This window comes from Candidatus Nanosynbacter sp. HMT-352, assembly GCF_022819345.1.
In the GTDB taxonomy this organism is placed as follows: Bacteria; Patescibacteriota; Saccharimonadia; order Saccharimonadales; family Saccharimonadaceae; genus Nanosynbacter.
In genome coordinates, this window is the sequence record NZ_CP089288.1 from 627,018 (window position 1) to 651,016 (window position 23,999).

Annotated in this window: 25 protein-coding genes, 7 tRNA genes and 2 pseudogenes; 18 read left to right on the plus strand and 16 right to left on the minus strand. The window is 43.6% G+C overall.

The genetic code is table 11. From position 1 onward, the window contains the following. Positions 1 to 7: 7 nt before the first annotated feature. The 3 genes from tmk to LRM46_RS03365 are packed head-to-tail and all read right to left on the minus strand — an operon-like array spanning position 8 to position 1,817. Positions 8 to 655 (minus strand): dTMP kinase, encoded by a 648-nt coding sequence (gene tmk / locus LRM46_RS03355; RefSeq protein ID WP_243813349.1) that lies wholly within the window; start codon positions 653 to 655, stop codon positions 8 to 10. Continuing rightward, on the minus strand, positions 655 to 1,095 hold the full coding sequence (locus LRM46_RS03360) for an HIT family protein (RefSeq protein ID WP_243813005.1): 441 nt from the start codon (positions 1,093 to 1,095) through the stop codon (positions 655 to 657). The genes tmk and LRM46_RS03360 overlap by 1 nt, the downstream gene beginning before the upstream one ends. A gap of 2 nt (positions 1,096 to 1,097) precedes the next feature. Beyond that, on the minus strand, positions 1,098 to 1,817 hold the full coding sequence (locus LRM46_RS03365) for a dCTP deaminase (RefSeq protein WP_129635261.1): 720 nt from the start codon (positions 1,815 to 1,817) through the stop codon (positions 1,098 to 1,100). A gap of 104 nt (positions 1,818 to 1,921) precedes the next feature. Here LRM46_RS03365 and LRM46_RS03370 point away from each other — a divergent pair, with 104 nt between their 5' ends. Further along, on the plus strand, positions 1,922 to 2,416 hold the full coding sequence (locus LRM46_RS03370; protein WP_243813006.1) for a dihydrofolate reductase: 495 nt from the start codon (positions 1,922 to 1,924) through the stop codon (positions 2,414 to 2,416). 46 nt (positions 2,417 to 2,462) lie between these two features. Then, positions 2,463 to 2,750: a hypothetical protein gene (locus tag LRM46_RS03375; RefSeq protein WP_243813007.1), complete on the plus strand. Its 288-nt coding sequence runs from the start codon at positions 2,463 to 2,465 to the stop codon at positions 2,748 to 2,750. Positions 2,751 to 2,800: 50 nt separating this feature from the next. Here LRM46_RS03375 and LRM46_RS03380 read toward each other — a convergent pair. The 4 genes and pseudogenes from LRM46_RS03380 to hisS form a co-directional block, all read right to left on the minus strand. Then, positions 2,801 to 3,739 (minus strand): annotated as a pseudogene (locus tag LRM46_RS03380) (thymidylate synthase). 91 nt (positions 3,740 to 3,830) lie between these two features. After that, positions 3,831 to 4,424, minus strand: a complete 594-nt coding sequence (locus LRM46_RS03385; protein WP_129635252.1) for an ATP-dependent Clp protease proteolytic subunit — start codon at positions 4,422 to 4,424, stop codon at positions 3,831 to 3,833. Positions 4,425 to 4,431: 7 nt separating this feature from the next. Then, positions 4,432 to 5,721 (minus strand): trigger factor, encoded by a 1,290-nt coding sequence (gene tig, locus LRM46_RS03390; RefSeq protein ID WP_243813008.1) that lies wholly within the window; start codon positions 5,719 to 5,721, stop codon positions 4,432 to 4,434. Between the two features lie 26 nt (positions 5,722 to 5,747). Next, positions 5,748 to 7,082: a histidine--tRNA ligase gene (hisS, locus tag LRM46_RS03395; protein ID WP_129743768.1), complete on the minus strand. Its 1,335-nt coding sequence runs from the start codon at positions 7,080 to 7,082 to the stop codon at positions 5,748 to 5,750. A gap of 216 nt (positions 7,083 to 7,298) precedes the next feature. Here hisS and LRM46_RS03400 point away from each other — a divergent pair, with 216 nt between their 5' ends. Further along, a complete protein-coding gene (locus tag LRM46_RS03400; RefSeq protein ID WP_243813009.1) occupies positions 7,299 to 7,730 on the plus strand; it encodes a hypothetical protein in 432 nt (143 codons plus the stop codon). On the opposite strand, the gene LRM46_RS03405 is transcribed toward LRM46_RS03400, so the two are convergent. Continuing rightward, positions 7,727 to 8,263, minus strand: coding sequence for a TrmH family RNA methyltransferase (locus tag LRM46_RS03405; RefSeq protein ID WP_243813010.1), 537 nt, complete (start codon positions 8,261 to 8,263; stop codon positions 7,727 to 7,729). The two genes, LRM46_RS03400 and LRM46_RS03405, sit on opposite strands and share 4 nt — an antisense overlap. A gap of 269 nt (positions 8,264 to 8,532) precedes the next feature. On the opposite strand from LRM46_RS03405, the gene LRM46_RS03410 reads away from it, so the two are divergent. Beyond that, the gene (locus tag LRM46_RS03410) at positions 8,533 to 8,763 is read left to right on the plus strand and encodes a hypothetical protein (protein ID WP_243813011.1); all 231 of its coding nucleotides are present in this window, start codon (positions 8,533 to 8,535) and stop codon (positions 8,761 to 8,763) included. Positions 8,764 to 9,068: 305 nt separating this feature from the next. Beyond that, a complete protein-coding gene (locus LRM46_RS03415) occupies positions 9,069 to 9,527 on the plus strand; it encodes a hypothetical protein (protein ID WP_243813012.1) in 459 nt (152 codons plus the stop codon). Positions 9,528 to 9,653: 126 nt separating this feature from the next. On the opposite strand, the gene LRM46_RS03420 is transcribed toward LRM46_RS03415, so the two are convergent. Together LRM46_RS03420 and LRM46_RS03425 are read right to left on the minus strand one after the other, a co-directional pair. After that, positions 9,654 to 9,740: transfer RNA gene (locus tag LRM46_RS03420), tRNA-Leu, on the minus strand. Between the two features lie 42 nt (positions 9,741 to 9,782). Next, entirely contained in the window at positions 9,783 to 11,393 is a 1,611-nt protein-coding gene (locus LRM46_RS03425; RefSeq protein WP_243813013.1) for an FAD-binding oxidoreductase, read from the minus strand. Between the two features lie 84 nt (positions 11,394 to 11,477). On the opposite strand from LRM46_RS03425, the gene LRM46_RS03430 reads away from it, so the two are divergent. From LRM46_RS03430 to LRM46_RS03450, 5 genes and pseudogenes are all read left to right on the plus strand, one after another. Further along, a tRNA-Leu gene (locus LRM46_RS03430) sits at positions 11,478 to 11,562 on the plus strand. Between the two features lie 158 nt (positions 11,563 to 11,720). Further along, positions 11,721 to 12,962: a hypothetical protein gene (locus tag LRM46_RS03435; RefSeq protein WP_243813014.1), complete on the plus strand. Its 1,242-nt coding sequence runs from the start codon at positions 11,721 to 11,723 to the stop codon at positions 12,960 to 12,962. Positions 12,963 to 12,983: 21 nt separating this feature from the next. Further along, positions 12,984 to 13,862: a TIGR02391 family protein gene (locus LRM46_RS03440; protein ID WP_243813015.1), complete on the plus strand. Its 879-nt coding sequence runs from the start codon at positions 12,984 to 12,986 to the stop codon at positions 13,860 to 13,862. Positions 13,863 to 14,034: 172 nt separating this feature from the next. Further along, complete coding sequence (locus LRM46_RS03445; RefSeq protein ID WP_243813016.1) at positions 14,035 to 14,325, plus strand: hypothetical protein; 291 nt, start codon at positions 14,035 to 14,037, stop codon at positions 14,323 to 14,325. Positions 14,326 to 14,427: 102 nt separating this feature from the next. Beyond that, positions 14,428 to 14,711, plus strand: a pseudogene (locus tag LRM46_RS03450) (IS30 family transposase); the annotation flags it as partial. A gap of 59 nt (positions 14,712 to 14,770) precedes the next feature. Here the strand turns inward: LRM46_RS03450 and LRM46_RS03455 are convergent. The 3 genes from LRM46_RS03455 to LRM46_RS03465 all read right to left on the minus strand — a co-directional run bounded on the left by LRM46_RS03455 (position 14,771) and on the right by LRM46_RS03465 (position 17,154). Then, positions 14,771 to 14,855 (minus strand) — tRNA-Leu (locus LRM46_RS03455). A 76-nt stretch (positions 14,856 to 14,931) separates the two neighbouring features. Next, the gene (locus tag LRM46_RS03460) at positions 14,932 to 16,224 is read right to left on the minus strand and encodes a BAR domain-containing protein (RefSeq protein WP_243813017.1); all 1,293 of its coding nucleotides are present in this window, start codon (positions 16,222 to 16,224) and stop codon (positions 14,932 to 14,934) included. 483 nt (positions 16,225 to 16,707) lie between these two features. After that, positions 16,708 to 17,154 (minus strand): hypothetical protein, encoded by a 447-nt coding sequence (locus tag LRM46_RS03465; RefSeq protein ID WP_243813018.1) that lies wholly within the window; start codon positions 17,152 to 17,154, stop codon positions 16,708 to 16,710. 326 nt (positions 17,155 to 17,480) lie between these two features. Between LRM46_RS03465 and LRM46_RS03470 the strand changes: the two genes are divergently transcribed. From LRM46_RS03470 to typA, 3 genes are all read left to right on the plus strand, one after another. Beyond that, a tRNA-Val gene (locus LRM46_RS03470) sits at positions 17,481 to 17,557 on the plus strand. A 19-nt stretch (positions 17,558 to 17,576) separates the two neighbouring features. Further along, positions 17,577 to 18,098 (plus strand): hypothetical protein, encoded by a 522-nt coding sequence (locus LRM46_RS03475; protein ID WP_243813019.1) that lies wholly within the window; start codon positions 17,577 to 17,579, stop codon positions 18,096 to 18,098. A gap of 97 nt (positions 18,099 to 18,195) precedes the next feature. Then, positions 18,196 to 20,019, plus strand: a complete 1,824-nt coding sequence (gene typA, locus LRM46_RS03480; protein WP_129744899.1) for a translational GTPase TypA — start codon at positions 18,196 to 18,198, stop codon at positions 20,017 to 20,019. Positions 20,020 to 20,081: 62 nt separating this feature from the next. Here typA and LRM46_RS03485 read toward each other — a convergent pair whose 3' ends face one another. Beyond that, entirely contained in the window at positions 20,082 to 20,651 is a 570-nt protein-coding gene (locus LRM46_RS03485) for a hypothetical protein (protein WP_146423587.1), read from the minus strand. Positions 20,652 to 20,687: 36 nt separating this feature from the next. Beyond that, positions 20,688 to 21,860: a replication-associated recombination protein A gene (locus LRM46_RS03490; protein WP_243813021.1), complete on the minus strand. Its 1,173-nt coding sequence runs from the start codon at positions 21,858 to 21,860 to the stop codon at positions 20,688 to 20,690. Between the two features lie 100 nt (positions 21,861 to 21,960). On the opposite strand from LRM46_RS03490, the gene LRM46_RS03495 reads away from it, so the two are divergent. Next, the gene (locus LRM46_RS03495; protein WP_243813022.1) at positions 21,961 to 22,707 is read left to right on the plus strand and encodes a slipin family protein; all 747 of its coding nucleotides are present in this window, start codon (positions 21,961 to 21,963) and stop codon (positions 22,705 to 22,707) included. A gap of 55 nt (positions 22,708 to 22,762) precedes the next feature. On the opposite strand, the gene LRM46_RS03500 is transcribed toward LRM46_RS03495, so the two are convergent. Then, a tRNA-Gly gene (locus tag LRM46_RS03500) sits at positions 22,763 to 22,837 on the minus strand. A 67-nt stretch (positions 22,838 to 22,904) separates the two neighbouring features. Between LRM46_RS03500 and LRM46_RS03505 the strand changes: the two genes are divergently transcribed. The 4 genes from LRM46_RS03505 (at position 22,905) to LRM46_RS03520 (ending at position 23,972) form a co-directional block, all read left to right on the plus strand. Next, a tRNA-Phe gene (locus LRM46_RS03505) sits at positions 22,905 to 22,980 on the plus strand. Positions 22,981 to 23,029: 49 nt separating this feature from the next. After that, positions 23,030 to 23,105 (plus strand) — tRNA-Gly (locus LRM46_RS03510). Positions 23,106 to 23,208: 103 nt separating this feature from the next. Further along, positions 23,209 to 23,496, plus strand: coding sequence for a metal-sensitive transcriptional regulator (locus LRM46_RS03515; RefSeq protein ID WP_243813023.1), 288 nt, complete (start codon positions 23,209 to 23,211; stop codon positions 23,494 to 23,496). Continuing rightward, the gene (locus LRM46_RS03520; RefSeq protein ID WP_243813024.1) at positions 23,496 to 23,972 is read left to right on the plus strand and encodes a DUF4396 domain-containing protein; all 477 of its coding nucleotides are present in this window, start codon (positions 23,496 to 23,498) and stop codon (positions 23,970 to 23,972) included. The genes LRM46_RS03515 and LRM46_RS03520 overlap by 1 nt, the downstream gene beginning before the upstream one ends. Positions 23,973 to 23,999: the final 27 nt, after the last annotated feature.

Below are 23,999 nucleotides of genomic sequence, written 5' to 3' on the forward strand. Positions count from 1 at the left end.
GGTTTTACTAGTGTTTTTCAATATTATCAATCAACATATCATGAACTTCGTCAATCGTCCCGTCAGCAGAAATTACTGAAATTCCATACGCCTCGGCAATTTCCAAATATCCATCGTCGACTTTTTTCTGAAAATCTTGCCCACGCGACTCAAAAGTGTCGGGATTTTTCAACTCGCCGCGCATAGAAATTCGCTCTTCCCGCTTATCACGGCTCAGACTCAAAATAATCATAACATCTGGCTTCAAGTATTTTTCATCGGTGAATAATTCTGTTAATCGCAGAATCTCCGACTCGTCGTAACCTTCGCCTCGCCCCTGATAAACCAGCGTTGAGATATAATTTCTCGCGCTCAAAACAATCTCCCCACGTTCCAACGCAGGCTGAATTTTTTCCCGCCACAATTCACGCCGAGCTGCAGAAAATAGTGCCACATTCACCGCCGCAGAGCGCGCCAAATCGCCATTTTTAATAACTTTTCGAAGTTCATTTGCTATCGGAGTTGATTTTTCTGGATCATCACTTCCCGGCTCTTCAATCACGCAAACCGTTCGCCCGATTGACCGAAAATATTCCGCCAATTTCGCGACCTGCGTCGACTTGCCTGTCCCGTCATTGCCCTCGATAACTATATATTTTCCCGCGTCGCTCATCATCACCTCGTAATTACAATGTGCGGCTTCTTCAGATAAAGCATCATCTTTTTCGCCTTGCCGTCAACTTTTATAAAATGCGTGTGCTGATGCGCCATTGACCTGGTTTTACTTCCTTGAGCTCGAGCATAAATTGAATAGCCACTAGATTCAAACCTAGCAATCTGATTCATATAGTCAATTTTTTCCTCATCGCTCAAATTTGCCAATGAATCCACGTGCCGTTTCGGTATCACCATCAAATGGTCGTCCACGCCACAGCCATCCCAAAAATTATAACCAAATCTGTTCTTGATAATCAGACAATGCGCAGTTTCACCAACAACCTGATCTGTGTGATGCTTTACCAATTGACAAAAATCACAGCCGTCAGACTTATGTTTTTTTCTGTGATCGATATATTCTTTTTCCTTCGTTCGCGATCGAAACATTGAACCTGCCATCATCACAAAATCCCCTCGCCAAGTCCCGCGATTTCCATCGGTTTATGTCGACGATCCTTAAACGCCCGCGGCAACATCATTTCTGGACGCCAAGTTTTTATCAATTCATCCAAATCGTCAGTGTGCTGATATTTGCCGCTCATTCCACCGCGTCCACTAGCATATCCGCCATCAACCTGACCAGTGTGATGAAAAATCAATTGCCCAATTCTCTCACCGACAGGCAAAACTACGCTCTCGTGCTTGTTCAAATTGTAAATCTCAAGCGTAATCCGATTGATATATCCTGGATCAACCCAGCCAGCATCAAAACACACCGCAACGCCGTTTCGCCCCCAAGAGCTACGACTTTTCACCTCGGCCGCGCCGCCATGCGTCCGAATCCCAACAAATTCGTGCGTATGCGCCAAAATTCGCTCACCAGGCTTCAAAACAATAATCGGATGATCTGGCGGAATGTTCTTAAATTCCCGAAAGCCGTGCCGCTCGCACCATTCGGCGTGCGGAATTGCCTTAAGCGGACCCTTGAAGTATCGATTGACATCGGACTCGTCAAACGGATTATAAACTCGCGAAATATCGTCATATTCCTGCTTATAAAAATTAAAGCCTAGCGTAAAATCTAAGCTGGCTTCCGATACGTTTTTTGGGTTGAACGGCGTACAGACAATTGTCCCATCTTCAATCGCCGCTAATATATCTTTATTTGAGTACACGCTCACTAAACACCTCCCATTGCGTGATTTTTCTACCAAATCTTATTATGGCAAGTTTATGCATTCCTATCAAGCTTTCGGCAAATTTTACAGCATGTTAAACTGAAATTATGGAAAAAGCCATTATTGTAGCTTACGATAAAAACCGCGCCATCGGACAAAATGGCGATATGCCGTGGGGGCGAAGTTTGCCGGCCGACTTGGTGAATTTTAAGCGCTTGACGAGAAATAGCAATGTCATTATGGGCAGAAAAACGTTCGAGTCAATTGGTTCGCGACCGCTTCCAAACAGAGAAAATATTGTCATTTCGTCCAAGCCAACTGGCGTCAAAAAAGTCCTTACGGCTATGAATTTACGAAGCGCCCTAGCTTTATCCCGATATCCAACTTTTATTATTGGTGGCTCACGAGTTTATAAAGACGCGCTAGATATTCCAGAAATTGACACTATTTACGCCACAGAGGTTAATGCCGAGTTTCCCGATGCTGACACTTTTTTCCCAGAGATAGATATGGACGCATGGGAGGAAGTAAGTCGCGCACATCATTCGGCAGATAATGAAAATAATTACGATTTTGATTTTGTGACGTATAAAAGAAAATAACCTTATTAAGTTGACAGTATTTGGTATTTGTGGTATGATAAAGCACATGAATGAGCAATATAATCTATATATCCTAGATCCCGAAAAGATTGACGACCTTAAAATTACAGATATACCAGAATATCAGAATTCAGTACACACTCTCATCGCGATACTTGTTGATAATCCCACCCGTAATAAGAACGGAACAGTCAATAGCAAAGCGTTCTTACTGGAAAGAGGAACATCTGAAAATGACAGTTCTACAGCAAAAGGAACATATAGAGATATACAGTTTAATCCCGACACCAGACGATATAAAATTCTGCCGAAGAAAAATCTCCGTAAAAAATAAACCTTAGCCACTCAGGCTATAAGTGCAAATCACTGACCGTGAGAGTCACACTACACCGCAATCGGCGCTTTTATTGCTGGATGGCACTCATAATCCTCCAGACGGATATCATCAATCGTGAAATCGTCGATACTCTTGATGTCTGGATTCAACCACAGCTTTGGTAGCGGCAGCGGACGGCGCGATAATTGCTCGTCAACTTGCGCGCGGTGATTATTGTAGATGTGTGCGCTATTTAAGGTATGAATAAACTCGCCGGGTTGCTTGTCGGTAACTTGAGCGACCATAGATAGAAGCAGCGCATAACTAGCAATATTAAACGGCACCCCAAGGAACATATCCGCCGAGCGCTGAGTCAGCGCCAAATCCAGTTTGTCCTTCTCGCCGTTCTTGCCAGGTCTTACGTTAAATTGAAACATCGTATGACACGGAGGCAGCCCGCCAGCTTGAACGATGTCATCAATCTCCGCCACATTCCACGCACTCACGATATTTCGACGCGACTCTGGATTCGTCTTTATCATGTCAATAGCGTTCTGAATCTAGTCAATAGTTCCGCCCTTCCCGTCCGGCCATTTTCGCCATTGAACACCATAAACAGGACCCAAATTTCCCCATTCTTCAGCAAATGCGTGATCATTCGCAATCTTATCAATAAATTCCTTCATTCCAGCGCGCCATTCATCGCCGTTAATTTCCGGTATTTTCTGACCAGTTTTTTCTAGGTAATTTTTGTATGGCCACTCATCCCAAATATGAACACCGTTTTGCGCCAAATATTCAATATTGCCCGTACCCTTAAGAAACCATAAAAGCTCATGAGCGACGCTTTTGAAATATAACTTCTTCGTGGTCATAGCTGGAAATCCATCCGCCAAATTATATCGCGTCTGAATACCGAAAACTTCCGTCGTCCCCGTTCCCGTACGGTCGCCTTTTTGCACACCGTTATCACGAACGTATTTCAATGCGTCTAAATATTGCCTCATAAGCCCTCCTTGCCTATCTCAAATTATGACAATATCCCTCAAAAACCACAAGCAGAATCACTAGTAGTTTTAACAACAAACACGCAATTTTTTACGACAATTTAGTCAAGACTTTGTCGATTAGACCGTACTTTACGGCCTCATCTGGCGTCATCCAATAATCACGCTCCATATCGGACTTAACCTTAGCCAACTTCTGACCGGTGTTTTTCGCCATAATCTTCGCTAACATCTCCTTAACTTCCAAAGTTTCCTTCATGTCAATTTCCATGTCGGTCACTTTTCCGTGCGTTCCAGAAGACGGCTGATGAATCATCACCTTAGCGTGCGGCAAACAAAACCTCTTGCCCTTAGCGCCAGAGCTGAGCAAAAACGCCCCCATACTTGCCTGCAAACCAATTCCATACGTCGCCACATCGGGCTTTATAAAATTCATCGTGTCGTAAATTGCCATTCCGTCATAAACACTACCGCCTGGGCTATTGATATATAGCGATATATCAGCTTGCGGGTCAACATATGCCAAATGCAACAATTGCGCCACTACGCTGTTCGCGGTATGCTCGTTAACATCTTCGCCAAGGAAAATAATCCTCTCATTCAACAATCTCGAATAGATATCAAAAGCACGCTCGCCGTCGGCCGACTTTTCAACGACAGTTGGAATGAGATATGATTTTGGCATATTTACCCTATTTCTTCGTGTTTAATTCAACCAATTTAGCAACGGTCTTATCTGTAATCATTCGGTTGGCAATGTCACGGTGGACGTTTGGATTATCAAATTGCTCTAATATTTTCTTATCTTTGCCGTATTGCTGCTTAAAGAAATTAATCTGTTCTTGAATCTCATCACGAGAAGCCTCAATCTTCAATTCTTTTGACAATTCAGCCAATACTAGACCAGCCTTAACGCGCTTTTCGGCCGCTGGACGAGCCTCTTTCTTCACCCACTCATCTTTATCCTTGAAGCCCTGAGTCTTCAAATAGCTATCCAAACTCAGTCCGCTATACATCAAATTCTGAGTCAAATCACGCTCGATTGATCGCAATTGATCCTCAACCAAAAGTTCTGGCAGCGCGGCTTTACTTTTTTCCGTCAACTCACCAACTAACGCGTCCTTAAATTTCTCATCAGCTTCACGCTCTTTTTGTGCGGTGAGTTCACGCTTGATATCTGCTTTTACTTCTTTCATCTCTGTAAATGGACCACATTTTGCAGCAAATTCATCGTTTAGTTCTGGCAATTTCAATTCATTAACCTTGTGAAGTTTCACGGTAAACACAACGTCTTGACCTGCCAGATTCTCAGCGTGATAATCCTCTGGGAATTTCAGTTTCAAATCGAACTCTTCACCAGCCTTATGACCAATCACACCTTCTTCAAATCCAGGAATGAATTGACCTTCGCCAAGCTTCAAGCCATATTCCTTAGCCGAACCACCGTCAAACGCCACACCGTCTTTCTTTCCCGTAAAGTCAATCACGGCTTCGTCGCCAGCCTTAGCGGCACGCTTGACCTCTGATTTTTCAGAGTAGTTTTTACGGATTCGCTCAATAACCTCGTCGACATCTTTATCCTCGACCTTGGCTACTTCTTTTTTCGCTGTCAATTTTTTGTAATCGCCCAATTTTACTGGCGGAATAACTTCAACTTCAGCCGTAAATTCCAACTCAGAACCAGGAACAAACTTCTTAACTTCAACACTAGGTCGATCTAAAGCTTGCAATTTTTCCTGCAAAAACGCCTCAGCTACTGCCTTTGACAAAGCATTCTCCAGAACCTGCTCCTGAAGCACATTCGGATCAATGTGCTTAGCGGCTATGCTTGCGGGAACTTTTCCTTTGCGGAAACCTGGAACTTTGATGTCACGCGCCAACTTCATCAAGGAAACCTGCTCCGCGTCAGCCAATTCGCTAGCGCCCAAAGAAATCGTCAATTGAACTTTAGTATCTGATAGTTTTTTTACAGTAGTCTTCATAAAGACTAATTATAACAGATATCAGGCTATACCTCAAACAGAGCGTCTTCATCGCCATCATATCGACGATCTTTGACAATTGTCACGATTCGTTCAGCGCCAACCTTCTGCTCATCAGATTCCACCAAGTTTCGAACCGTGTATGCGCCGCTAGCAATTTCATCCTCACCCACGAACACAGCAAACGGAATTTGCTTTTTTAACGCCGCTTTTATCTGCTTGTCAATCTTTCTACCAGTGATATCCAGTTCTGCTCGCACACCTTCACTGCGCAATTTTCGCGCCAAATCGTCCGCGCCAGCCATAGATTCTTTTGACACCGGAATTATATATACATCTGTTTTAGACGCCAATTTAGGCAATAGGCCGTGCACTTCCAAAAATTGCTCCATCGTTGTCGCGCCCATGCCAACGCCAACCGTAGCAATCGGCTCAACACCGAATAGCCCGACCAATCCGTCATATCGTCCGCCACCAAACAACGCTCGGTTATTCTCTGGTGAATTGTCAAAAAGCTCAAAAACCATGCCCGTGTAATAATCCAGACCGCGCATCAAAGTAACATCAAACACTGCATTCGTAATGCCTTTTTGGCTAAGCAATTTCATCACTTCGCGAAGCTGCTTGACACTTTCATCTTCCATCAATTCGCTCGGCAAATCATCAACAGATTTCATGCTGATCATTTTTGCTAACTTCGGCAGACCTTCCGACGCTTGATTGCCAAAAATCTCAATCGCCTGACGCTTAAATTCTTCGGCAGGAATCTTATTTTTCCTATCAAGCAACTTCATCATCATCGTCGAACCAACAATATCGAGCTTCAAAAATTGACTCATTAGACGATTGATCAATTGGCGATTATTAACCCTGACCGTAAACATTTCTTGCTTAGCACCAAAATTCATCACGCTAGCGTGGCTCAGCTCAATAATCTCCGCGTCCGCCGCCGCGCCGTCCACGCCGAACAGATCCGCATTTAATTGCCAAAACTCACGCTCACGCCCACGTTGCGGCCGTTCATAGCGCATAAAATTAGCAATTGAATACAGCCGCGCAGGCATCGCCAGTTCCTGACGCTTAGCCGCCACCATTCGAGAAATCGACGGCGTCATCTCAGGGCGAATTGCCACCATTCGACCACCACGATCCTCAAAAGCGTATGTTTGCTCGCCCGCCAATTCCTGACCCGACTTCGCCAGATAAATATCTAGCGGCTCCAACAGCGGCGCACCGTATTCTTCATAGCCAAAACTCTCAACCGTCTTGTGCCAAACATTAAAAATATAATTCTGCAGACGCTTTTCCTCTGGAAAATAGTCTCGCGAACCTTTGTAACTTTGTGTAGATAAACTGCTCATGTTAGCTCCATTATGTCATTATTTCTTATTTATAGCAATCAAAAACGCCGAGGCAGAACTCGGCGCGTACAATCAAAAATCAGAGTCCTACCTCGGCAACACGTGTGAATGATGGAATTTAGGTAAAATCATACGTCTATTATAGTAAATTTCATGCTTTTTGTAAAGTAGGAACTGACGGAGTTATTGCGAGAAATAATGGTGTATCATTAATTTATGGACAACATCACGCATCGTATCGCCGAATCTATTCGTGCTAACGATTTTTCCGCCTACCAACGCGAGCGTTATCCCGCCATTCAAGAAGGCGAGTTTGCTCGCTTTACGGATGAGGATTTTGGTAGCGTTGATTTTGGCCAGTTTGTCATGGGCTTTTTCGTGTTTCAGAATTGTAATCTGGACAACGCAAAGCACATCTACGGGCAACCAATTTATTTTACCGATTCGTCGGTTCGGAATGTGGATTTTCGCGGCGTAAAAGCTATTATTGAAGCAAAAGACTGCGACTTCCGTGGTATGAAATATGACGAGGAAACGCAATTTATCTATGGTAGCGGGAAATTGGCAGCACGATCGCGTTTCATAAATTGTAAATTAGATGATGAAACTCGTGATTTTTTGAGCCAACAAGGCGTAGAAATCAACTAATTGTTTTCCGCCAGCACATTTTGCTGCAGCCAACAATACATCGCCACGGTAGCCGCCGCACCGACGTTTATGGAGCGAGTCGAACCAAACTGCTCAATCGCCACAATCTTATCCGCAGCGCCAGCCAGCTCCGCAGAAATCCCCGGCCCTTCTTGCCCAAACACCAAAACCGCGTGCTTTGGTAGCGACGTTTGCGACATATTAACACTTCCTGGGATATTATCAATCGCAATAATTTCCCTGCCTTCAGTCCGCATTTTCTCAACAAACTCTTCCGTCGTCGCCAGATACGTAATGTGAAGATATTTATCTGTCATCATCGCACCGCGCTTATTCCATTGTCTGCGCCCAATTACATAAATCTGCCGCACACCAAACGCGTTGGCACTCCTGACAATTGTCCCCATATTAAAATCCCGCTCGGTATTTTCCAGCGCAATCACCAAACCGTGATCTTCAGAATCCAGCTCGCTTATAATCTCCGATTCGCTCCGACCCTTAAACTTATCAATTACGTTTCTTTTATCTTCCATCTCTGTTATTTTATCAAAGTTCCTGAGCAAATAACAAAAGTTGAGAGCCTTCTATTGACTTAATCACCATAGAATGGTATAAGTAATATTGGTTTTCGTTAATGAGTTGAGATTGCTCCTCATCCGAAAACGTTCATTGACAAGTAGCCGAAACACAAGGCGAGTTTTTATTTCTTCTAAGAGCTTTAAAGAGATAAAATCTCGTCTTGTGCATAAAGAATGCGCATATATCACAGTGAGGGCGAGAAAACGCAGGAAGAGCAAAGACCGTGAATAAAAAGACCAATACGACGGCACTGGAGAATTTTCTTCGTCGAGCAACCGCGTCTGTCGAGGGGAAGAAATTAACCCTCGACTATATCCCGAAAGAAGGTATGATATCACACGCGATTGCCACTGATGTAGAGGTCAGGAAACTTCTTGACCAACTGAGGAGAGAAGCTATCGTGCTGGCGCAAGTAGCGCAAAGCCTTCTGGACCACACGGGGACAGAAGACTGACAACGCGGGATATATGATGAGTTGATCCACATTCTTTTTTATGGCTGCTTGTCATATATCCCCTGAAATCATTTTGAAATAGTCTCATTTGAGGCTGTTTTTATATATTCTATTGACTTTTTTACACAAGTGTGGTATAAATGAAGGTAGCTTTCGTTGATGAGTTGAGTAAATCCTTGTCCGGAAGTGAACTTTGACAGGCAATCGAACACAAGATGAGTTTTTATTTCTTTTTTAAAACCACCATAAGAGAGATAAGATCTCATCTTGTATTGTAAAGAACACAATACGTTGCACCCACGCAGATGAGAGAACAGAAAGATAGCACAATGTTTATCGATGTCTCTGACGATCTTTCCGCTACGACGAAAGACCTGAGTTCGAAATGGCACACCGCCATGGAGATTATCTGCAAGGACGAGTATATCCCCGTCCTTCAAGTAAGGCGATTCGTCCAAATGATTCGCGACACGTGTCAACGAGTGCAAGACCTCCAGGTCTATGCGAACATGTGTCTCGCGCAAGCCCCAGCCATCGTTGTAGGCGTCAACATCTACAACGATGCTGTACGCGTCTCTTCAGCCCTAGAGGAGCTGAAAATCTTCGTTGACAAGCACGTCGCCACCATGACGGACGAAGACCAGTTCAAGAGTATCTTGAGCGAGATTGATGATACTCTTCTGTGCTTGATGTACGCAGGAGAATCCATGCAACGAGAATACAGCCGCGACGAGGCCGTACTCAGCAATCCCTGGATTGACTGACGTTATATAGTCTACATGACGGGTGATTGTTCTTTTACGATTGCCTGTCATGTAGACTCTGAATTTACGACATTAAAAATCACCCTAACTACGGGTGATTTTCTTATGGTGAAAAATTTCAATTCTTGGTGCGGATGAAAGGACTTGAACCTTCACGTACTTGCGTACACTAGCACCTGAAGCTAGCGCGTCTACCAATTCCGCCACATCCGCATGTGGGCTACGCGTCAATTATAGCCCAATTCTCACCCAGTATCAAGCTTGATTACGCAGCTTACACCACGCGTTTAATTCCGCCGCCAACTCCTTCGGCTGGGCCTCCGCTTTAATTCCTGGGTTAAAAATTCCAGCTGGATCAAAGATTTTTTTCACCTTTGCGTATAATTGTTTTTCATCATCTGGCAGATTTTTATAGATAAAGTTAGCCTTCAATCTTCCGTCACCACCAAAGCCCGCAAAAGAACCTTCATACTTATTAACAATCTGAGAAATTTCCGCTAACAACTGAAGAATCTTCTGGCGCTCACTTACCTTTTTACTGTCAAACGTCGGATGCAAAGAAATATAATCGCTTGAAAAGTCAACAAAAACTGGCAAATCCACGCCGTACTTAGGTTCCAGCGACTTCAACTCGCTAAGGAAACTGTCAATCTTTTCTGGCGCCATTAAAATCCCAGAAAATACGCGCGGCGTAATCATATGCGGCTCGCTTGGAGTTTCCGCCAAAGCCAAAACAGAATGCAAACTGAACAAATCCTGCTCTTCTAAATGTAGAGTTTTTATGTCAATCGCTTCCGATGATTCCAATTTTCTAGTCAATTTCTTCGCGGCTTTATTACGTGCCCTGTCAGAAAAGTCGTCAAAGATAGCCAAGACCACCGCGCCCTTAAAGCATTCTTTCGGCGCCCACTCAACCACTTTACCGACGACCGCAGCCTGGCGGAAGAATCGCCCGTCGATTATTTCCACTGCCGACGCCTTATTTTTCATCGCTAATTCCACGGCTGATTGCGCGTCTGGCAACTTTTTATATGATGCGGCAACAACTGAATATTCTGGACGAATAAATTGTGCCTTCATAATAACTTCGCAAATCACACCCAGACTTCCCTGACTACCAATAAACAGCGGCGTCAAATCGAACGACCCGTCTTTTTGCTTCACCCGAGAAATCCCGCTGTAGCCAACCGTATCTGGCAGAGCTGGATCCATTTGCGAAATCAGCTCGGCGTTATCTGAGATTAAATTGTCAATCTCTCGATAAATCTCGCCCTCAAACGTCGATAAGCCTTTTTTCTTACTCAATTCACGTCGAGATATGCGCCCAGTCTGGATCACGTCGCCGTTACTTAGAACAATTTCAAGCTGCTGAATGGTGTCAGCAAAACGACCATGTGCGCCAGATAACATTCCAGACGGAGCTGTGTTAATTGCGCCACCAATTGTGCCTCCTTCTGCCACATATGAAGTTCGCGGCAGACCCAAGCCTTTATGAGTAGACAAAGTCGCATTGATTGCCGAAAGAGAAATTCCCGCCTGAGCATGAATCAGTTGCTGGCGAGGATCAATACCAACCACACGATTCATATACGTTTTTTCATCGATTGCAATACCTTTATTCGTCGCTGCGCCAGTTTCATCATTGCCATAACCACGAACAAACACAGGTAAAACATGACCTTTCTCTGCCAATTGAGAACAAAATCGCATCACTTTCCTGATGTCGTTCATATTAGCCGCGCGAACAATCATTTCTGGCCGGCGCGCTAAAAGTCCATTGTCAATTTCAACTTGACTCAATGCAAAATCCTGCGACGCGACTTCGCCACTAAGATGTTCATTCAAATATTTCGCAACTTTATTCATCAATCCTCCTTGGTATGTTACTTCAATTTTAGCATAAGCGCGGACAGTTGATAAGTAGAATTTGTTTTGATATAATCAGGTTATGCGGATGTGGTGGAATTGGTAGACACGCATGCCTTAGGAGCATGTGCCTCACGGCGTGAAGGTTCAAGTCCTTTCATCCGCACCATTTTAGAGTAAAAAACCCAATTGTCGCCCGAATGGGCGATTTTTTGAATTTTTACTCTAAAATGGTGAGATTTTACGCCCACGCTAGAACTTAGTTTAGTACAAAGTCGCAAATCTGAGTAATCAGATTTGCTGGGTTTATTATATAATTTAAGTAATATGCATTATGGTCGATCAAAGAACTATCTATTTTACGCAATCGGATGGCACGAATGGTCAGAGAGTATTATTGTCGACGCTCGTCAAAAAGCCAGTAATATTGAAAAGAGTGTTTTTGAAGCAAACAGTCAGGAGCGAATAGTTGATCACATCGTGTCTGGCTATAACTTAGCCCCGCTGGTACTGTTGGCGGACAACAAAACTCAGGACATAGTGGAGACCAAGGTAGATGTCACCGGCAACAATATGTATGTACAAGCATTTGACAATAGTCCAATCAGCGTGCCCGGCTATAAGGTCGTTATTACGATACCGTTCACTGGTTCCGCAGACCTATTCAAAGTCACTCCTACTAGAATACGAATGACGTATGATGATGCCGTGATTACTGGCAACGAATTGACTTTTGCGTTGGAGTTTACTGAATCAAACACCACTGCGGAGCGGATAAAGGATGCATTAGACGGAAAGATAGCATCAATACAACAAAACATAGATTATATAAACAGCGACTTATCTGGGTTTGAAGAGCGTGTTAAAGGCGTGGTAGCCGAAGCAGTCGCCAAACGTTTTGAGCAGATAAATAAACTCGACTCGATAAAGACTGCGCTGAATATACCACTTGAAAAATCAAACAATCCTAGCCCATTAAGTCAAGTTAGGATTTCAGTGCAAAAGCTGACTCCACTCTCAACCAAAAAAGATGAACCTGGTGGAACAATATCAAGCAAAGATTACGAAACGATACTTGAAACCATACGAAGCATGGGTGCATCTATGGAAACCAACCGAGCGTCAGAATCAAAGGACGAAGAAGCGCTCCGGGATATGTTGCTGGTCGGCTTGTCTGCGAGCATAAAGAGTGGCGCGGTCGGCGGCGAGCTATTCCACAAGAGCGGCAAAACAGACATCTCAATACCCTTCGACAATAAAGCGACTTTTGTTGCTGAATGTAAGCTATGGAAAGGTCAGAAATATATAGACAGAGGCATAGACCAGCTTTTGGGTTATTTGACTTGGCGCGACGCCAAAACCGCACTCGTTATATTCAATAAAGACAACGCTAACTTCTCTGATATACAAAGTAAAGTCGAACTCATATTTACTGAACGAAGCGACTACGTGCGCACAATCAAGCAGCGCGATGGTGAGTGGCGCTTTGTTATGGCCAAACCTGACGATAACGGCCGACAAGTTGAAGTTCACGTCATGCTGTTTGATGTATATGAGACAAAGTCATGATGCGCCACGGAGGATGTACAGATGACCAATAAAATCACGAAGATAACCAGGTATGCCATCCTAGAAGTTCTGGACACTTACATGGCCATCGACTTTTATGGCAGATTAAACGAAGTAGAGTTCTGGGAGCGCATATTCAACCTAGAAAAACTACCATCTACCGACAGCCGTTACCCTGACATGAAGAGCGACCTGTGGCAGCACCGCGTGAATAACGATGATTGGGATGACAACTGGTACATTGATAAGTTTGACCTGCTGGAAACAGAAGACGCCAAGTTCCTGAAATTCCTGGCCGAGTTCTTCCATCCGGAAGTTAGAGATATAAATTGGAACACCAAAAGAGTCTTGGCGACCATCAACAAAAACTTGGCACTTGATGGCGTAGAGTTGTATGCCAAGTCAAAAGTATCAGGCCGCGACATACTGGGTGCTAGAAATATCACGCCCGCCACACAGATAGATGAAACACCGCTCGCAATTATAGACAACGACTTTATATCGCTACAGATCAACAAAAATGTTTACGACCACATCAAACAGTACTTAATCAACGAGGACTACTTCCATGCGGTGGACGAAGCATACAAATTGGTACGCAGCAAACTGCAAGAGATAACTGGCAACGAAAAAGCCACCGAAGTGTTCAGTATGAATGCCGAGAACAGAAAATACTACATGCAACTGTTTGGCAAATCGGACGGCACAACCCATGCCGAAAAAGATTTCTTCCGCGGTGTCGGTTACCTGAACCTGACCATACAATTTTTACGCAATGAAAAAGCGCACACACCGGCAGCAGCTCTTGAGCGTAACCTGGCTATTCACTACATATCGCTTTCTAGTTTGGCCTATGATTTGATTACTCGCAATGAGACAGAACAAGATGACAAGGTCTGATAAAACCCCGATGAGCCAGTAACGACAGTCAAAGAAGATAGGTTGATCGCACTGATTTTGCTAAAGATCTAGCTGAAGCGCTCGTCAAAGTACCAAACTCTGAGTCATTCACGGTCGGGTTATATGGTGCTTGAGATAGTGGCAAAACATCCGTGGATAAAATAACCGAAGAATGTCTGACTCAAAAAAACATCCAAACGATATCGAGATTATGGACTTCAGTCCGTGGCTATTTACTAGCATAGAAAACCTGCACATAATGTCCTTTGGCGCACCAGCACAGGAACTCAGTAAGAAATCAGTAGCCGAGCTAACTGGCACAACCGGGGCGCCACTATTTGCTCGCATAGCATCTGGAGGTCTATCAGCCTTGAGTGGTAATAAGACCGTAAGTGCCGAAGCGCAATGCGCCTCAAAGTATATGATAGATTGTAAAATTAAATGCGGCACCTCTAGCAAGTAAAAAACTCATACTAACTTCGTGTAAAATGTTAATAACAACAAAAACACACACAGAGGTTAATATGAGTCATAGTTATCTTACCCTAAACGATGGAAATAATATAGAGGTAAGGAATTTGCTTGTTATGAAAAAGTAAAAAATGAATTAAACGTAGACTTTTATTTCGCAGATCCATATAGCGCTTGGCAAAGAGGGACTAGCGAAAAATAGTAATGGCCTACTTAGAGAATTCTTTCCAAAGAAAACTGATTTAGCTAAAATCAAAAATAAAGAACTAGTAGATGTTATATATAAAAAACTCCAGACCGAGAAAATGCCTAGAGTTTGATACGCCATTTGAACGTTTCATGCACGAATTAAATTTGTTAGGAGAGGTGTCGCAATAATTATTGCAATTCAACATAAAATAAAGAGAGTCTTTAGGGATCCGTAACTCTTATATGCTTGGTGTGGATGAAAGAACTTGAACCTTCACGCCGTGAGGCACATGTTCCTAAGACATGCGTGTCTACCAATTCCATCACATCCGCATAGTTTGATATTGTGAAATATTTCTGTAAGTAAGTATATCGGTAGATAAAATAAATTACCACATTTTTAATATTTTTATTTAACAGGAATTTTCTTTGCTAAATCTAATAACAACTCAATCAATTGCGAACTCATAATAGGAGCCTCCTCTTTGCTTTTAAATAATCCTTTTGATTTTTTGACTTGATTATTCTCTTCATTATTGAATATTCGGTATGCAACTGTTTTGATAATTTCATTTCTTAGTTTTACATCACCTTCAATACTTAGCAGATAAGGCTTTAGTGCTTTAAGTTGATGAGCTGTTCGTTGGTTAGCTCGCTGTGCTTTGCGGTGCTCGCTTGATTGAGTGGCTGTATATCCTGCTACACCTCCAGCAAATAGCATAACAAATGCTCGAGCTACTAAGAGTTGCCATGACACGTCCTTAGTATCAATAACTTCACAAACTACCCAGAAAGAAAATATTAATACCACAAAAAGTAAGAGCGTCGTTATTTTACGCCATTTATCAGCAGCTTCCATGTCTTCCTTAGCACTACTAGAATAGTCGTGAATTAATGTTTTGTCTCCAGCTATATTCAGTAGTTCGTCTATTCTAGCAAGACTATCCTCTGCCTTCGCCTCAGTGGCGTTTAGCTTTTTATCTATGTCATCCGTAATGCGATCGGCTTCATTGCTCTTTTTGCTAAATGTCTCTTCAATTGTACGTTTCTGCTCTTCAATAAATTTATTAACCATCTCATTGCGTACATTTTCAGATTTTGTAAATGATAATTGCTGCTCAGCAGAGATTTTATTTGACGAATCTTTTATGTCTTTTAAATCTTTATTAAGTTCAGCCACTTTTGCACCAAGTGTTTCAAACTCGTTCTTAGCTTCAGTAACTTTTTCGTCAATGGTCTTTTCTGAGGCGGCTCCTTTAGCGGATATGCTATTAATCTCTTTTGCTGCTACACGCTTATATTGACCGACTGACCTATTCAATCCCGCAATAGCTTTGCGAGTTTCTTTTATGTCCATAGCGGGTGTTAATGAAGGGATGTATGACAATATATTATCGATATATCCATTCATATAAGAAATATCTAGATACGCATCATTACGATAGTTTTGCCAGTTATCAAAGCACGAGCTTACACCTGAAAGATAGTTGTTGATATTGTCAAGATTTGATATTGATATTAAGCGGTCGTCTGTATTATTAAGTCTATCTATTAAAAGTTCAATGACTAGTTTTGCCCGATTAATATCATCGATTGCTTCAAGAGATACATTACCAAGATCTACCTCATCAAATCTGGTTAATAGTTTCTTGGCTGCAGTGTATGTGGCACTATTCTGTATACGATCTTCCCATTTACTCATGAGGCATTATTCCTTTTTGCTTAGTTGATTCGCCACCCCTTATTAAAAACTTTAAGTACCATTATATCACTCTTGTTTTTAAAATTGACCACCTCTAAGAGTAGAGAACTTTACTTATTCAATTTGGCTAATTAAACTCCGCCCCAGACTCCAGAATTGACTCCTTGCGCCCCGTACAATAACAAACAAAAACAACGAGCTAGAACTCTTATATCATTTTTGCCTTTATTGCCTATTGTAAGCCTTTTGTCGGCGGTGTGTGTAGTTCCTCCGCTAAGTGAAAAGAAAGCTTAATCATCTAGCCTTAGGAGCATGTGCCTCACGGCGTGAAGGTTCAAGTCCTTTCATCCGCACCAAGAATTGAATTTTTTTACCATAAGAAAATCACCCGTAGTTAGGGTGATTTTTAATGTCATAAGTTCAGAGTCTACATGACAGGCAATCGTAAAAGAACAATCACCTGCCATGCAGAGTAGAGAATCGCTAGGATTGCAGGTAACCACTGGAAATCTTCATGATATGGAGAAGGATGTCATAGATTGTGACCTGAAGATCAGCCACTGAATTTGCCTCTTCTTCGTTTTCCATGGGGATGCTCCCCAAGACCTCCTTAATGATTGTGAATGAGAGTCTGGCTGATAGAGCCTCGTCGAAGACATCTTCTACAGTGTCTTTTGCGTCAAGCCCATCAGAATCAACCCCTTCTTTGTCACACTCCCCAAGGAAGTAGTAGTATACGAGATTTCCTAGACTCTCCGTATGATCCTGTACTGATTCAATAGACTTTCTGAAGCAGAGCTCCTTGACGGGATCTTCAAAACGGAAATCATTGAGGATATCGTCGAGAACAGTGCGACGAATGTCCTTCCAAAATAGACTGAGCAACCTAGTTGCCATATTAAGGTGGATTACGTAGGTCTCGAATCGCATGGACATGGTTTTCACCTTTCTTCTGGTGTTCTCATCTCTGCGGGTGTGCAGCGAAGTGTTGTTCTCTTAACAACACAAGATGAGATTTCATTCCTCTCAATTATTCCTAAAAAGAAATAAAAACTCATCTTGTGTTCGATTGCCTGTCAAAGTACGCTTTCGGACAAGGATTTACTCAACTCATCAACGAAAGCTACTTTAATTTATACCACACTTGTGTAAAAAAGTCAATAGGACATACTCAGCGTAACTTGTCAGGACTTGAAACCTGAACTATAATTAACTCACATCACGAATTCGTTAGGTAAAACGACAGATGTAATTACGGGAAATTAGCTCAGTTGGCTAGAGCGCACGATTCACATTCGTGAGGTCACAGGTTCGAGCCCTGCATTTCCCACCATTTCACGTTAGGTATAAATATGGAATCTTTTTACGTTACGTCAACTCATCTTGACATAGATATGGCGACTGAACCTCATCCGTCTGGGTTAGTTATATTCTCGCGAGAATTATCTACAAACGGGGAGCCAACTGGACACATAATAATATCTCCCGAGAACCATCATACAGATATATATTACGATTATCTTGAAAGGAATGAAGCTTTAGTAGCAGAACGTGAACGTTGGGGAGTAAAAAATCGACAAGGCAAGATTGTAAATTACTTCGTCCGAACAGAACCTGCCTATGGAATGTATATACCTCAGTTAGACGACATGCCAGACTATCCTGAACTGCTAATAGCCTATACGAATAATAGAAAAGCGAAGAAATTAGCCCGCCAAGAATTAGGAGTAGATCCGACGCAAGTTAAATTGGCGACGAAAGCTCTCGGTATAGTAATGGCTGATCTAGATATTTTACATAGAGCTGATGGCAAAACTCGGCTGATAAATTTTCCAAAAGACCAACTTGACGAACAGCAAATTACAGTATACTAAAGCATTAAACACAACTTTCACTCTTTTTATTTCCCCCTTATCGTGGTAAAATTTTATATTAAGAGGAAGGTCTGTGCTAATATCAGACCATATTTTTATGAAGGACGCTAGCAAGATTCGAAACATTGCCATTATTGCCCACGTCGACCACGGCAAAACGACCATGGTTGACGGGCTATTAAAGCAGTCGCGAACATTCCGCGACAACCAAGCCGAGATGAGCCAGGAATTGATTATGGATTCCGGCGATCAAGAGCACGAGCGCGGTATCACCATCACCGCCAAACAAACGTCGATTTTTTACGGCGACTACAAAATAAACATCATTGATACGCCAGGACACGCCGATTTCTCTGGCGAAGTTGAGCGAACCTTGAATATGGCTGACGGCGTTTTGCTGATTGTGGACGCGCAGGAAGGTCCGATGCCTCAGACCAAATTCGTATTAGCGAAGGCGCTTGAGCTGGGACTGAAGCCTGTTGTGATTATCAATAAGATTGACAAGCCGGCCAGGCGAATTGCCGAGGTTGAAGACGAGTTGAGCGATCTGTTTTTGGAGCTAGCAACCGACGATTCTCAATTGCAATATCCAATTTATTACGCAATCGGACGCGACGGAAAATCATGGAAAGAAATTCCTGCAAACACCGACGAAGATGCGGATTTGACGCCAATTTTTGACGCGATTATTAACGACATTCCAGCGCCAGACGTGACAGAAGATGGCGCATTTCAATTGCTTGTTACCAGCTTACAATATGACACATTTCAAGGAAAATACGCGATTGGGCGAATTGCTCGCGGATCTGTTAAGCGTGGCTTGCAAGTCAGTTTGATGAAAAATGGCGAAGTCGCGGGCTCTGCACGAATTGAGAAAGTTTTTGGCTATCGCGGCTTGAATCGCGAAGAACTTGACGAAGCTTTTGCTGGCGACATTGTGGCGCTGGTTGGCGTGGCTGACGCGCATATTGGTGATACGATTGCCGACAAAGAACAGCCTGAGGCGCTGCCGACAATTGACATTGAAGCGCCAACTCTGAGCATGTACCTCGGACCGAACACCAGCCCAATGAAAGGTCGCGAGGGCGAGTTTACGACATCCAGGCAAATTGGCGACCGATTGAAGCGAGAGCTTGAAACCAACGTGGCGCTACGTGTTGAGGAAAACGGAATTGGCTTTACAATTTCTGGACGTGGCGAATTGCACTTGAGTGTTTTGATTGAAACCATGCGACGCGAGGGCTTTGAGTTTGAAGTTGGACGACCGCAAGTTGTTACAATTACCGAAGATGGCGTCGAAAAAGAACCGATTGAAGAATTGCAAATTGAAGTCGGAAGCGAATTTATCGGCGCGATCAGCCAAGAGCTTGGCGCGCGACACGCTGAAATGAAATCTCAGGAAACAACCACCGCTGGCGCTGCTCGCCTGACTTACATTTTGCCGACGAGGGCGCTGATTGGCCTGCGCAACATTTTATTGACCGCCACCAGAGGTACGGTGATTATGAATTCCCTGCCTCACGGATATCAACCGCTTGGCGGTAAACTACCAAAAACCCGCAATGGAGTTTTGATCGCGTTTGAGGCTGGCACAACAACACCTTACGCCCTGCAAGCAGCCGAAGCCCGTGGCGAATTATTGGTCGGACCAGGAACAGAAGTTTACGCCGGAATGATTGTCGGAATCTATAATCGCCAAGAAGATATCGAAATCAACGTTTGTAAGGCTAAGCATTTGACTAACATGCGCTCCAAATCATCAGATGGAACTGTACAATTGACGCCATTTACGCAGTTTAGCTTGGAGCAATGTATCGACTTTATCGAAGATGATGAACTTTTGGAAGTTACGCCAAAATCATTACGACTTCGCAAGCGATATCTGGACGCAAACGAGCGAAAGCGCGCCGCGAAACAATAGTCGTGTAAACCATAAAAATAACCGCCCCGTAATGAGGCGGCTATTTTTAATGTGAGCATCAACTAATTGACAAGAGTTTCTTTGACTCGACGAGAAGCAAAGAAGTACAAGATTACCAATCCTTCTACTATTAGCATTGTAACGATTCCGGTGATAAATGCCGAAACCTCTACTCCCGATCTTCCAGATGCATATATAACTACCGCATTCGCAACGTTGCCCAATCCAGCCGTGGCGATCGTAGCAACAGCTAGCCACTTGCCAAGACGCTTCTGCATCGTTATGAACACAACTGCACAAATAGCTAAGACTACTAATATAGGTGAAAATATCAAAGAAATGACGTTTTCAGGCTGACTAAGATTCATTATCGCCTGGAAAAACACTGCTGTATTGACAAGGCTACCGATAACAAAACAAACAACAAAGAACATTAACCAACCCTTAACGCCCTTCAGAGATTCTGCCATCACGACATATTGCACTGGCGCTGCTTGAGGTTGTGCAAAATATTGCTGGCTGACTGGTTGCTGCTCATACGGTGTGTTCTGCGGTTGTGGTGCGGGACCGTATTGTGCGTTTGGATCAGGCTGTGGCGCATATTGCGGCTGCTGAGGTTCTTGTTTTGGCATATTAATTTCTCCTTTTAAGAATATTGGTAATGTCAATTATACCACATCCTTAATTTCCTCTGGTAAAAATCCTTTGTCGTGCTTAAAGCCAGCTTGCCATTTGTAGCCCTTGTTATAGCCCAAATCTTTCATCAATTTGGTCGGAGCATTCCTGAGATGTAACGGCACGGGAGAATTCGGATATTTACGTGCCAGTTCAAAAGCGCCGTGCATTAAATCGGTAATTTCACGCGATTTCTGACTACGAGCCAACGCAATAGCGCAATGGAATAAATTGTACTTCGCCTCCGGAAGACCGACGCGCTCAACAGCCTCAAACGTTGCAATTGCCAAACTCAGCGCACCATTACCCGCCAGCCCGATATCTTCCGACGCAAAAATCACCATTCGCCGAGCAATAAACTTCGGATCTTCGCCCGCGTCAATCATTCGCGCCAAATAATACGTCGCAGCCGTCGCGTCACTGCCCCGCAATGACTTGATAAAAGCGGAAATCACATCGTAATGCGAATCGCCTTTTTTATCATAGCCCGGAAGCCGCTTCTGAGCCGCCGCCTTAACCACTTCCGGCGTTACTTTTTCATTAAAACTCAGCGCCAATTCCAAATTGCCCAACGCCACCCTTGCATCGCCGTCCGATAATTCCGCCAAATAGTCCAGAGCTTTGGGCGAAACTTGCTTAGACTTTTTCAAGACTTTCAGCGCTCTTTTTAATACCGATATAATTTCGTCTTTTGTCAATCGCTGGAGAACCAAAACCCGTGAACGCGACAGCAGCGGCGTGATGACTTCAAAGCTCGGATTCTCGGTCGTCGCACCGATTAACGTAATTAGTCCACTCTCAACGTGCGGCAAAAACGCGTCTTGCTGCGCCTTATTAAAGCGATGAATTTCGTCAACGAATAGAATTGTCCTGAGTCCTAAATTCCAATTTTGACGAGCATGTTCAATCACTTGTTCAACGTCTTTTTTTCCGCTTGTAACTGCTGACAACTCAATAAACTCCGCCTTCACCTCACGTGCAATAATCCGCGCCAACGTCGTTTTTCCAGTTCCCGGCGGACCCCACAATATCAAACTGACCGGCTCGCCATTCTTAACAATCCGCCTCAATAACTCGCCCTCGCCAAGCAAATGACTCTGCCCTATCACCTCGTCCAGCGTCTGCGGCCTCATCCGTTCAGCCAGTGGCTGCCTACTATCACTCATACTTCCATTATATCGCGAAATCCATAAAGCCAAAAAGTCTCCGCCGTTACACTTTCCTCGCACAAAATGCTACAATAGATCTATATAAATAGGAGGAAAAATGGGAGCATTTGTAATAATAATTTTAGTATTCACGGGACTTTACGTACTTAGTGGCATTAAAATTGTCAATCAATATCAGCGTGGCGTGGTTTTAACGCTTGGGCGATTTACTGGCGTTCGCGAACCAGGATTAAGAGTCGTCATTCCAGGATTGCAGACGATGATGTTGGTCGATATTCGCTCAACTCCAATTGACGTTCCAAAACAAGAAGTTATCACCAAGGATAACGTCACGGTCGGCGTTGATGCGGTGGTTTATTTCCGAGTTATCAATGCGCCAAAAGCCGTACTGGAAACCACGAACTATATTTACGCGACTAGTCAATTTGCCCAAGCGGCACTGCGTGACGTCACCGGTAACGTTGATATGGACGATTTGCTTGCCAAGCGCGAAGAGATTTCCCAGCAAATCAAGGAAATCGTTGATGCCGAAACTGACAAGTGGGGTATCGATGTCGAGAACGTTAAGATTCAGAATATCGAACTTCCTGGCGATATGAAGCGCGCCATGGCCAAACAAGCCGAAGCAGAGCGCGAGCGCCGCGCCAATATCATCAACGCTGACGGTGAAAAAGCCGCAGCCGAGACATTAGCTCAAGCCGCAGAAATCCTAGCAAAGACTCAAGGAGCTATCAATCTGCGAACATTGAATACCTTAGAGCGAATCTCCACGGAGCCAAGCCAAAAGACGATGATGCTATTCCCTATCGAACTCATCGACGCAATTCGTGGTGGCAAAAAATAGAACATTTATCAATAAATAAGCACTCTGCAATTTTACAGAGTGCTTTTATAATTCCTGGTGCGGATGGGGAGAGTCGAACTCCCATCTCAACCTTGGGAAGGTCACATAATAGCCGCTATACGACACCCGCGCTCGATAAAATTATAACACCCTTGCCAGATAGCGACAACTTTAGTACAATTAAATAGCAAGTTTGTGGCTCTTTAGCTCAGTTGGTAGAGCAGAGGCCTGAAGAGCCTTGTGTCCCCAGTTCAAGTCTGGGAGGAGCCACCAAATATTGCATTTCATTCACGACTTTGCTACAATAAATCGTGAACAATATGCGGGTATAGCTCAGTTGTTAGAGCGCTTCCTTGCCATGGAAGAGGCCAGGAGTTAGAGTCTCCTTACCCGCACCAATTCGATATTCAGCCATCCGAACGGGTGGTTTTTTTCGTATGTTAATCCTTAGATAGCTAATTACATTTGACATAATACCCCCAGGGGGTATATGATTGTTTTATGGATACAGCAGACATCAAACGACGAGCCCTGCACCGCACAAAGATCATATTAGGACAAATGCGCGGACTCGAGAAACAAATTACCGACGATGCGTATTGCATGGATGTTTTGACCCAAAGTCTAGCAATACAAAAATCATTAGCGTCGCTTAATAAACTTATTCTGGAACGACATCTCCGCACGCACATTGCCGATAAAATGACGTCCGGCGACAAAGCCCAACAGAGTAAAGCAATAGAAGAACTACTCAATCTATATGAATTAAATAATATAAGGACAAAATAATGAATCACGAATCTCATAATCATTGCAATACAAAAAACTCAACCAAACGTATGGCGCTAGCAGCAAGTTTGCACTGTCTGGCGGGATGTATGATCGGTGAGATGATCGGCGTGACCATCGGCACGCACGCTGGCTTTGCGCCACATACTACGGTCATTTTAGCATCAGTCTTAGCTTTCATCTCCGGTTACACCGCATCAATCATACCATTAGTACGCGCCAAATTATCGCTCATAAAATCCTTAAAGTTAGTTTTCGCCGCCGACACATTGTCCATACTGTCAATGACTATCGTAGACAACATAATCATGCTGATCATTCCGGGCGCCATGGATAAGAACTTAGCTCATCCGATTTATTGGGTTAGCCGGCTAATTTGTATGTTCGCCGCGTTTGCCGTATCATATCCCGTCAATCTATATTTATTACGCCGAGGCAAAGGTCACGCATTGACTCATCATTATCATCACATGTAACTTATTTGTTTTGATTTTCCCTGTTAT

Coding starts and splice junctions, on each gene's coding strand:
- LRM46_RS03490 (WP_243813021.1), bottom strand. CDS start 21,860: ATGAGTGATAGTAGGCAGCCACTGGCTGAACGGATGAGGCCGCAGACG.
- LRM46_RS03435 (WP_243813014.1), top strand. CDS start 11,721: ATGCATTATGGTCGATCAAAGAACTATCTATTTTACGCAATCGGATGG.
- LRM46_RS03360 (WP_243813005.1), bottom strand. CDS start 1,095: ATGGCAGGTTCAATGTTTCGATCGCGAACGAAGGAAAAAGAATATATC.
- LRM46_RS03405 (WP_243813010.1), bottom strand. CDS start 8,263: ATGGAAGATAAAAGAAACGTAATTGATAAGTTTAAGGGTCGGAGCGAA.
- LRM46_RS03495 (WP_243813022.1), top strand. CDS start 21,961: ATGGGAGCATTTGTAATAATAATTTTAGTATTCACGGGACTTTACGTA.
- LRM46_RS03465 (WP_243813018.1), bottom strand. CDS start 17,154: ATGCGATTCGAGACCTACGTAATCCACCTTAATATGGCAACTAGGTTG.
- hisS (WP_129743768.1), bottom strand. CDS start 7,082: ATGAGCAGTTTATCTACACAAAGTTACAAAGGTTCGCGAGACTATTTT.
- LRM46_RS03515 (WP_243813023.1), top strand. CDS start 23,209: ATGGATACAGCAGACATCAAACGACGAGCCCTGCACCGCACAAAGATC.
- tmk (WP_243813349.1), bottom strand. CDS start 655: ATGATGAGCGACGCGGGAAAATATATAGTTATCGAGGGCAATGACGGG.
- LRM46_RS03520 (WP_243813024.1), top strand. CDS start 23,496: ATGAATCACGAATCTCATAATCATTGCAATACAAAAAACTCAACCAAA.
- LRM46_RS03485 (WP_146423587.1), bottom strand. CDS start 20,651: ATGCCAAAACAAGAACCTCAGCAGCCGCAATATGCGCCACAGCCTGAT.
- LRM46_RS03375 (WP_243813007.1), top strand. CDS start 2,463: ATGAATGAGCAATATAATCTATATATCCTAGATCCCGAAAAGATTGAC.
- LRM46_RS03370 (WP_243813006.1), top strand. CDS start 1,922: ATGGAAAAAGCCATTATTGTAGCTTACGATAAAAACCGCGCCATCGGA.
- LRM46_RS03440 (WP_243813015.1), top strand. CDS start 12,984: ATGACCAATAAAATCACGAAGATAACCAGGTATGCCATCCTAGAAGTT.
- tig (WP_243813008.1), bottom strand. CDS start 5,721: ATGAAGACTACTGTAAAAAAACTATCAGATACTAAAGTTCAATTGACG.
- LRM46_RS03400 (WP_243813009.1), top strand. CDS start 7,299: ATGGACAACATCACGCATCGTATCGCCGAATCTATTCGTGCTAACGAT.
- LRM46_RS03475 (WP_243813019.1), top strand. CDS start 17,577: ATGGAATCTTTTTACGTTACGTCAACTCATCTTGACATAGATATGGCG.
- LRM46_RS03415 (WP_243813012.1), top strand. CDS start 9,069: ATGAGAGAACAGAAAGATAGCACAATGTTTATCGATGTCTCTGACGAT.
- LRM46_RS03425 (WP_243813013.1), bottom strand. CDS start 11,393: ATGAATAAAGTTGCGAAATATTTGAATGAACATCTTAGTGGCGAAGTC.
- LRM46_RS03460 (WP_243813017.1), bottom strand. CDS start 16,224: ATGAGTAAATGGGAAGATCGTATACAGAATAGTGCCACATACACTGCA.
- LRM46_RS03385 (WP_129635252.1), bottom strand. CDS start 4,424: ATGCCAAAATCATATCTCATTCCAACTGTCGTTGAAAAGTCGGCCGAC.
- typA (WP_129744899.1), top strand. CDS start 18,196: ATGAAGGACGCTAGCAAGATTCGAAACATTGCCATTATTGCCCACGTC.
- LRM46_RS03445 (WP_243813016.1), top strand. CDS start 14,035: ATGTCTGACTCAAAAAAACATCCAAACGATATCGAGATTATGGACTTC.